The sequence below is a fragment of the Psychrobacter sp. Sarcosine-02u-2 genome (assembly GCF_002836335.1).
Lineage (GTDB): Bacteria > Pseudomonadota > Gammaproteobacteria > Pseudomonadales > Moraxellaceae > Psychrobacter > Psychrobacter faecalis.
This window is the reverse complement of sequence record NZ_PJBX01000009.1, coordinates 1-7,935: the sequence shown is the minus strand read 5'-3', so window position 1 is coordinate 7,935 and position 7,935 is coordinate 1. Positions and strand designations below refer to the sequence as shown.

The window sequence follows — 7,935 nt, the reverse complement described above, 5'->3', positions numbered from 1 at the left end:
ACGTTTGCGAATACGCTTAAAGAGAATCATATTAAGCAAAGTATGAGCCGAAAAGGGAACTGCTTAGACAATGCATTGATGGAAGGCTTCTTCGGTACGCTAAAGTGTGAGACTATTTACCTTGAAAAGCCGACCTCGATTGAGGCTTTGGAAAAACAGATTCATGACTATATTCACTACTATAACCATGAGAGAATTCAGCTTAAACTAAAAGGACTGAGCCCTGTTAAGTACAGAGCTCAGTCCTTGATGCAAACTTAAACTGTCTAAGTTTAGGGGGTCAGTTCATTATCTTAAATAGGATAACGGCTTTTTTATTGAAACCATTTAGCAGATTAACGCTAAAGCGGCAGTTTTAAAAAATACTATAAAAGAGTCAGGCTAATGTCTTGGTTTATAAGCGGGTCGTATAGTCAGTATTGTTATCATCAAGGGTGCCAAAGACCTCAGCGCGATTGACGATTTCTGTGGCCCATGCACGGTGCGTGGCAGGCTCAAGCATGGTATCGTTATATTTAAAGACCGCTTTTGCCTCGCTATGCAAAATTGCTTGGGCTTCATCCAAGGTACTTAAAGGCACGCAATACGCTTGCTGTACCAACGCAATCTGACTTGGGTGAATGACCGTTTTGCCGACCAGTCCTAAGTTCACATCACGCATCAGCTCTTTCATAAACAGCGTTGGCTGTTCTAAGTATTCAAATACCGGTGCGGTAAGATAAAAACCATGCGGTACAAAGCAGCCAAGCAGCTGATAGGCGAGCGTACCAATCGGGGTATCATAAACGATGCTATTTTTAGGACGGCGTAAACGCAGCGCGGCAAATAAGTCGTTACCACCGATACGCAGGGCAAAAACGGGCTGGCTAAAAGCTTCTTTAAAGCCAATCGCCAATTCTTGATTGTGATGCGGGTTAAAGAGCGCTGCTGTCTCAAGCGTCGGCATCAATAAATGCTCAGTGCTTAAATTCTGAGACGCCATGCGCCAATTAGACAAGCTATACATATCGACTTTTGGCATGACAAAACCGTCAACCAAATCAATATGGGCAAAATCTGCCAGCTGCTCTAGCATAGAGGGATGACGCGGACGAATAAAGACTAGCGGTCTGGTTGGTTGATTGGTGTGCGCTTTTGATTGAATGCCATTTTTTTTTGCTGGGTCATTGATGCTATCGACATGCGCCGCCCACGTATGTAGCAGCGTTTGTAGACGTATGAGCGCCAACTCAACATCGCTATGGCTGACCGCATCTTCTAAGCAGATAATAATACTGTTAATCGTCGGCAATTTATCACGCGTAATGACTTGCCAAATATCTTGCCGCGTCGCAGGCATATATAGGCTAGCACCCAGTTGATACGGGTGATGGGTAAGCGGTTTGAGCATCGCATGACGCTCAGTAATCAGGTGGGCATAAGACTGATTGTTATTATAAAGGTTGGACTCATTGTGGGGCATATCGGACATAGTTGGCATCGTAAATAGTGATAAGTGAGTGGTTATAGCAAGAAATCATAGCGTAAGGACGTATGATAAAAACAGCGGTGCTGATGCAGTATTGATGCCTTTCTTTCGCAAGGCATCAATACATCAAGGCATCAATACATTAATGAATCATGAGCGATCTGTTGCCCGCTGCTTAATCAGCGTAATCGCTTGATAGGGAAGTATTTTAGCACCTAATACCGTGATATTGATATCGCGGTCGCTACATAAATGGCGCAATAATACGGTATCTGGGTGATCGGCGGTGGCCAGCAAGATGCACTCAGGATCACGGCGTAATATCGCCCGTGTCGCCTCTGCAATGGTTGGCTTAATACGGTTGCGATTGCTAATGTCATAATCAATTGCCAGCGTATCAATTAAATCCGCGGTCTGATAGCGTGGTTGCTTAAACGTTTGCAAGTATTGTGGAGGTGTAGACAAAGCCCGCCGCGTGCTATCAATATGATCAACAAAGGCTAAGCTATGATCTACCGCAACCAAGTTATCATAAAAGACGCTACGATGTAGCCCCGATTGCGGCTCGGTATATAAGCTGCGTGATATCAACCCTGATACCGTGCTGTTTAATAACCCTGATGGAATCAGCCAATCTTCCTCACTTGCCGCCAACCAAGCAACGCCTGCGGGGTCTGCAAGGGTTAATAGAGGAATAACATCCTTGCCTTGATGGAAAATATTGGCAAAGTTTGGATGATTAGGGTTGCTAAAGACGTCTAAGCTACGAGCCAGCTCTTGATAAATTGCCCCTTTGCCCGTCCAGCCGTCGACAAATACGATGGCACTGTCTGGATGAGCGTCCAATATCATCTGTAGCGCGACTGGATCAAGTCCGCGATCGCGAATGATACTGATACCATAATGCACACTTGGCAACGCATAGCTGCTATTAGGATCTGACCTTTCATTGTCTAATAGGGCACGCTGCAACAATACGCCAATGGGTAAACCTGCGCGTACCAAGCTGACTAATATTAATGGACGTTCAGTACTTACCGTTTGCTGAAAAATATGATGTAACGTATAAGCCAAGTTAGCAATATCTGTCGCGGTTCTCGTGGTACCTTGCGCTAATGCCTGCTGATACAATTGCTCATGCATGACAGTTGGCGCATGCTCTAATGTCAACATATCGGAATAATGGCGCTGTCCACTTTGGATGAGCGCTTCTTTTTGACTCACTGGTACATCAGCAACGGCGTTTTTATCAACGATATCAAGCAGCACAGTCACATCGCTGGCAAGATAGCTGCCTGAGCCATATTCCTGCATTTTTCGCATATTAGGGTTCGTTATAGGATGGGTCATAAGATGGTTTCTACTTAAAAAAATGAGTTCTACTACTATTGTTATTATTTAAAAACTATTAAGAACTAAAATTGTCGTGTAGCTGACCACGATTGGGCATGCCGTACCAGTCAAGCAATTGCAAAAATGGCAAATCGGCCAAGCTGTCACCAAAACCAAAGCTCGGACGCTGATGGTCTAAATGCTGGACTAATAAAAACTGTACCGCATGACGTTTATGAACCGCGTGCGGCAATATCGCCAGATTATTCGCATTCACATGCACATAAAAATCTTGCTCAAAGTCACGTATTAACGTTGGCAACTTTTTAGCGAGCTCTACTAACGCTTGATGGTCCTTTTGCGCATGCTTAATAGCCAGATAAATGGTCAGCGCTTCATTAACAGCGCCATCATTAAAGTGATCGATATGCGGTGTAAATATCAGCTGGCTGTTGTCATTTCTACTGTGATTGGCAAATAATTGGCTTAGCTGCTGCAATTTATCTTGCAGTGGTGCAAGTGCACTATGCATACGCTGTTGCCACTGAATTTGTAGCGCACCGTCTCTATCAAGAATAATCGCACCGTGTGTTAAGACTTGCCAACTATCAAAAGGCAGCTTAACACGTTTAATTTCACTGCGATCGCGTGCAGTGACCACTATCAGATCAGTGCTAGCTAGTAACCAATTAAAGAACGCGGCTTGGCGCTGGCTCATAAAGCTTAGTGGCTTGCCTTGCTTGTTAATAGTCGCGCAAACTAAGTTTTCAGGTTCAGACGTTGGTAATTCCCACGCATCGATTTTGCGTTGGGTTTGAAAAAGTGTATCGTCCAAATCCATCAGCGCGTAGGGTTTGATAATATCGGGATTGGCTTGAAAAAATGGGCTAGTCATAGTATTTGCCATAAAAGCGTGCGTAAATGTGAAAAGTAAAGTAGGGTTTAAAGGATAGTTTTAATAGGATAGCCTTTGTAAGCTAGCTTTTATAAAATAGCTTAAAGCGTCGGACTCACCACCAGCACATTATCCAAATCTTTCCACATCTCATCAACGCTATCCGCCGATGTCTCCACGCACAAGACAATCAAATCCCAATCGCTAGGCTCAACATTATAAGCAAAGTTGGTCATACCAAGCCCATAGTTATCGCTAAAACTGAGCATCGTGTTAATCGCCCCACCAAGGGCAATCGGCGAGCGGGTTAAGGCACTAAACTTAACCGTAGCGTTTTGAGTTTGTGTCTCAAGCCATTCAGCCAATAAAAACGGTAACCAAACAAACTCATTACTGCCCAATACTAAAATCCGCTTGGGCAACTGCTTTTTATTAAGTTGTCGTTTCTCAAGCTGTTCTTTCTCAAGTTGGGCTTGCTGATTAAAAACGTTAAGGGCAGCTTGAAACCGTAAAAGGTAATTATCAAAACCATCGGTACTATCTAGCGTTGGGAAGCGCCCCCAATTGCCAGTATCACCTAGCGTATGACTGCCAGCCTCAGTGGTGTCGACCGATGGCATGGTAATGGATTCAGGGTTGGGCGCATCCGTCCATTGCCACGCGCCAGATAACAAGTGATGACGATGGAAATCGATATTTGGCAATCGCGTAGCAATCGTATCGTCATTAGCGTTACTTTGGTTCTGATTTAATGACCAATCGACCAAAGTGGTCAGATGTACTTGCTCTAAATTATCAAGCCCTGCGTTACGGAGGGCGGTGACGACATTGACGCAAGTATTGCCCGTTGACGCTTCATCATCCACCATAATCAAGGTTTTGCTCGCTAGTAGCTGCGCTTGCGTTACTGTATCTGCACTTTGATAAATTAAGTGCTGGCTGGCATGACTGTGATCTTCGCTAAAAGTCGTTAGCAAGGTTTCAGTATTATCCTCGTTATGTTGCGTATGACGCGTAGAGTTTAATAATAAAGCACTGGGGTAACGCGTTTGTAGCGCTTGATGTACGCCCGCAGATAAACCAACTGCCGTCTCTGCCATACCAATAACCAAAATGGGTTCAGGCAAATCATCAGGTACTAGGTTTGCCAAATCCGTAAAAGCATGACGCATGGTGCTAGGCGCGACTGGAATATGGCGACCTAAGACTTTTGATACAAATAAAAACGCGCGTTTTGGATTGATACGCTGCGCAAATCCAAGCAAGTCTTCTAATTGATAGTGATTGCTTGGTTTTATTCCATCTTTTGCAGTAGCTGAATTGGTTTGATAAGTTAAATCAAGAGTGCCGCGTGGTAGGGGGATGGTCGTACTGTGTTGCTTATTTGGCATTTATTTTCCTTCGGTCTTGCAATTTGTTAATCGTTATTTTTACTTACTCGGTAGCATCTTCTTCAATCTTTACGCTAACCATAATTGAGCGTACTTGGCAGGGAATGATTTGCTGCGCAATATCTGCAAGCTTTGGCTTAGCGGTTAAGCCAAGCCAATAGCCAAATGCAATTTGGGTTAAATCAACACCGCTATGAGTGGTGTAACCGATACCACCAGAGGGACGGCTATTAATCTCAAGTACGCGGTGCTGACCGTCATCATCGGCCTTGGTCTGCACGCTAACGATGCCATCACAGCCAAACATTTTAATCAGTGGAATAATCACACCCATGACCGCTTGCTCGTAGCCGATATGCTGGATTTTTCCTGTTTTATAACGAGTAACAGCCGCCAATACTTCGCCGTATTCACAGACGACATCGATAGAGTACTCTTGCCCTGATAAATATGGCATCAGCAACATAGGAATTGGGCGCTCGTGCACCATCAGACTGTTTGCATAGGCATGAATAAACTGCGTGGTATTGATTTTTTTCTCTTCGGTAAAGTATAAATGTTCAAAGCTATCGTATCGTGCGTCAGCTTCCTTGTCGGTATCAAGTCGCCAAAACCCTTGGGCAAAAATACCTGTCACCGGTTTGACACATAAAGGCTGATGACCGTGCCTAGCAAGTAACGCCTCAAGCTCTGCGACATTATCAAAGCGCCACGCTTCGGCGACGGGAATATCATGCTCATGACACTGCTGCATAAAGGCAAATTTGTCATCTATCGCTTCTAACGCCGCCACACTCGTCGCGCCAGTCAATAAACGAATGCCCGCCGCCTCAAATGCCTGACGATGCGCTTCATAATCAATGCCATTGCGCCCCGTGAGTAGCACTTTAACGTTGTTATTTTTGGCTTGCTCTAAGACAAACTGCCCACGCGGCATCAATGGCTTAGCAGATTCAAACATTGCTTGCTCATCGCTATCTATGGCGCTTGCAGAGGGCTCACGGTAAACGCTATCAGCAAATTCAAAAATCTCAGGTCTATTATGGCGGTGTGACGCGATAATGTTAAATGGCGTCTCAGATTGGGCTTTGAAGGATTGTAGGCTGGCGAGCATATCACGCTGGCTTGACTGACCTTCCGCTAACCAAACGGCAGATGGCGTAGTAGACGTTGTATGAGGGCTTTGGTTAGCAGGGGGTTTCATAATTCTCTCAGCGTTATTAAAATTTATAGAGTGCAACAACTAGAATTGAGTCTTGAAGAGGGTCAGTCGTTCAGCGCGTTATCATATTACCTAAAATAGAGGCTATTATATACAAATGCTAAGCGTTATAAATGCTGCTAACAAAATAGCATTAAGGATTTGTAAAAATGTTTTTGCCGGCTGGTTAATGCTTTGTTGAACGGGCGTGCGCTGTAAAAATCAGCTGTTATCCATGCTACTATAGTGCGATAGTCAACAGCATCCATATCAACAAATAATAAATAACCTAAAGGATAAATGATGAGTCAACCTCAAAAACTGATTGCTGGTGCCAATGCGCCGCTGCCAACCGATAACATTAGCATCCGTATTTTAAGCCAAAGTGCCATTGATTGCGCCGCTTATCGCCTGACCACTAACGGTAAAGTACGCGGCGATGGCGACATGATATTTTATGGGCAGACGCGTAGCGATGATGGCAGTGTAAGTTTCCGTGGACATGATAGCGATGGATTTTTTGATATTAATTTACCTGCGCAGCCAGCGAGTATTGAGAAGATTGCCCTTGCGTTTTCTAGTGCGCAAACGCTGGCGCAAGTTGGTGATGTGGATATTCAGGTTCTACAAGGCAGCCAAGTGCTGATGACTTGCCAGTTAAGTGCCGCCGGACGTAATGAAAAAGCCATTATCTTAGCGGAATGTTACCGTCGCCAAGGTAGCTGGAAGTTCCGTTTTATCGCCCAAGGTTTTGAAGGTGGCTTAAAGCCGTTGTCTGAGCATTTCGGTGTTGAGATTGCCGATGAAGCGCCAGCTCAAGCTCAACCAATCAATACACAAAAGCCAATCAACACGCAAAAAGCGGGTAGTGCGCCGCAAACAACTACGCCGCCGCCAATTCCTAGCGCTGCTCAAAATCCGTCAATTAATCTCAGTAAAATCACCTTAACCAAGAACCAATCTAGCATCAATCTAAAGAAACGCGATGATTTTGGTAAAATCTCTGTCAACCTTAACTGGAATCAGCGCCCAAATAGCGATAAATCAGCCCCCAAAAAAGGCTTGCTCGGCGATTTATTTAAACAGCATAAAGCGGGCGGTATTGACCTTGATGTCGGGGCGATGATTCATCTGAAAAATGGCGAAAAGACGCTGATTCAGGCCTTGGGCAATCGCTTTGGTAAGTTACAATCAGCGCCTTATGTGTTGCTCCGTGCCGATGATAGAACCGGACAAGTCAGCGGCGGTGAGTGGCTCGATATCAACGGGCAACAGTGGTCGCAGATTGAAGAAGTCTTTATCTTTGCTTTTATTTACGAAGGCGTACCAAATTGGGCGCAAACCGATGGTGTCGTGACCATTCATGTACCCGAGCAGCCACCGATTGAAACTCGTTTGACAGAAGGCACAAGTAATTTGCCGATGTGCGCAATTGCGCGTTTGGTCAATCAGCAAGGCAGTATCAATGTTGAGCGTATCAATCAATATTTTCAAGGTCACCAAGAAATGGACAAAGCTTTTAATTGGGGCTTCAGCTGGAAGCGTGGGCGTAAGTAAGTGCTTTAAGAACGCCAATCTCAACTTATCGTAGGCCTTTGATTTTTATAGAATTTAAAATTTTAATTGTTTTAACTGAAATTTTAAAAAC

At 44.6% G+C, this 7,935-nt stretch carries 7 protein-coding genes; 2 read left to right on the top strand and 5 right to left on the bottom strand.

What is annotated here, in order from left to right; translation table 11 throughout:
• Window positions 1-261: IS3 family transposase (locus CXF58_RS00575; protein WP_145989762.1), on the top strand; the 261-nt coding region annotated here is incomplete at its 5' end.
• A gap of 133 nt (window positions 262-394) precedes the next feature.
• Here the strand turns inward: CXF58_RS00575 and CXF58_RS00570 are convergent.
• From CXF58_RS00570 to CXF58_RS00550, 5 genes are all read right to left on the bottom strand, one after another.
• On the bottom strand, window positions 395-1,471 hold the full coding sequence (locus tag CXF58_RS00570) for an HpcH/HpaI aldolase/citrate lyase family protein (protein WP_082894330.1): 1,077 nt from the start codon (window positions 1,469-1,471) through the stop codon (window positions 395-397).
• 147 nt (window positions 1,472-1,618) lie between these two features.
• A complete protein-coding gene (locus CXF58_RS00565; protein WP_228706494.1) occupies window positions 1,619-2,791 on the bottom strand; it encodes a cysteine protease StiP domain-containing protein in 1,173 nt (390 codons plus the stop codon).
• An 85-nt stretch (window positions 2,792-2,876) separates the two neighbouring features.
• The gene (locus tag CXF58_RS00560; RefSeq protein WP_068406224.1) at window positions 2,877-3,695 is read right to left on the bottom strand and encodes an HAD hydrolase family protein; all 819 of its coding nucleotides are present in this window, start codon (window positions 3,693-3,695) and stop codon (window positions 2,877-2,879) included.
• A gap of 101 nt (window positions 3,696-3,796) precedes the next feature.
• Window positions 3,797-5,086, bottom strand: a complete 1,290-nt coding sequence (locus tag CXF58_RS00555) for a phosphoribosyltransferase domain-containing protein (protein WP_102076256.1) — start codon at window positions 5,084-5,086, stop codon at window positions 3,797-3,799.
• A 43-nt stretch (window positions 5,087-5,129) separates the two neighbouring features.
• Window positions 5,130-6,290: an ATP-grasp domain-containing protein gene (locus tag CXF58_RS00550; RefSeq protein ID WP_102076255.1), complete on the bottom strand. Its 1,161-nt coding sequence runs from the start codon at window positions 6,288-6,290 to the stop codon at window positions 5,130-5,132.
• A gap of 300 nt (window positions 6,291-6,590) precedes the next feature.
• Between CXF58_RS00550 and CXF58_RS00545 the strand changes: the two genes are divergently transcribed.
• Window positions 6,591-7,844 (top strand): TerD family protein, encoded by a 1,254-nt coding sequence (locus tag CXF58_RS00545; RefSeq protein WP_102076254.1) that lies wholly within the window; start codon window positions 6,591-6,593, stop codon window positions 7,842-7,844.
• The last annotated feature ends 91 nt before the right edge of the window (window positions 7,845-7,935 follow it).

What these genes read in the sequence shown, in the direction of transcription:
- CXF58_RS00570 (WP_082894330.1), bottom strand. Translation starts at nt 1,471, where the DNA reads ATGTCCGATATGCCCCACAATGAGTCCAACCTTTATAATAACAATCAG.
- CXF58_RS00565 (WP_228706494.1), bottom strand. Translation starts at nt 2,791, where the DNA reads ATGCGAAAAATGCAGGAATATGGCTCAGGCAGCTATCTTGCCAGCGAT.
- CXF58_RS00560 (WP_068406224.1), bottom strand. Translation starts at nt 3,695, where the DNA reads ATGACTAGCCCATTTTTTCAAGCCAATCCCGATATTATCAAACCCTAC.
- CXF58_RS00555 (WP_102076256.1), bottom strand. Translation starts at nt 5,086, where the DNA reads ATGCCAAATAAGCAACACAGTACGACCATCCCCCTACCACGCGGCACT.
- CXF58_RS00550 (WP_102076255.1), bottom strand. Translation starts at nt 6,290, where the DNA reads ATGAAACCCCCTGCTAACCAAAGCCCTCATACAACGTCTACTACGCCA.
- CXF58_RS00545 (WP_102076254.1), top strand. Translation starts at nt 6,591, where the DNA reads ATGAGTCAACCTCAAAAACTGATTGCTGGTGCCAATGCGCCGCTGCCA.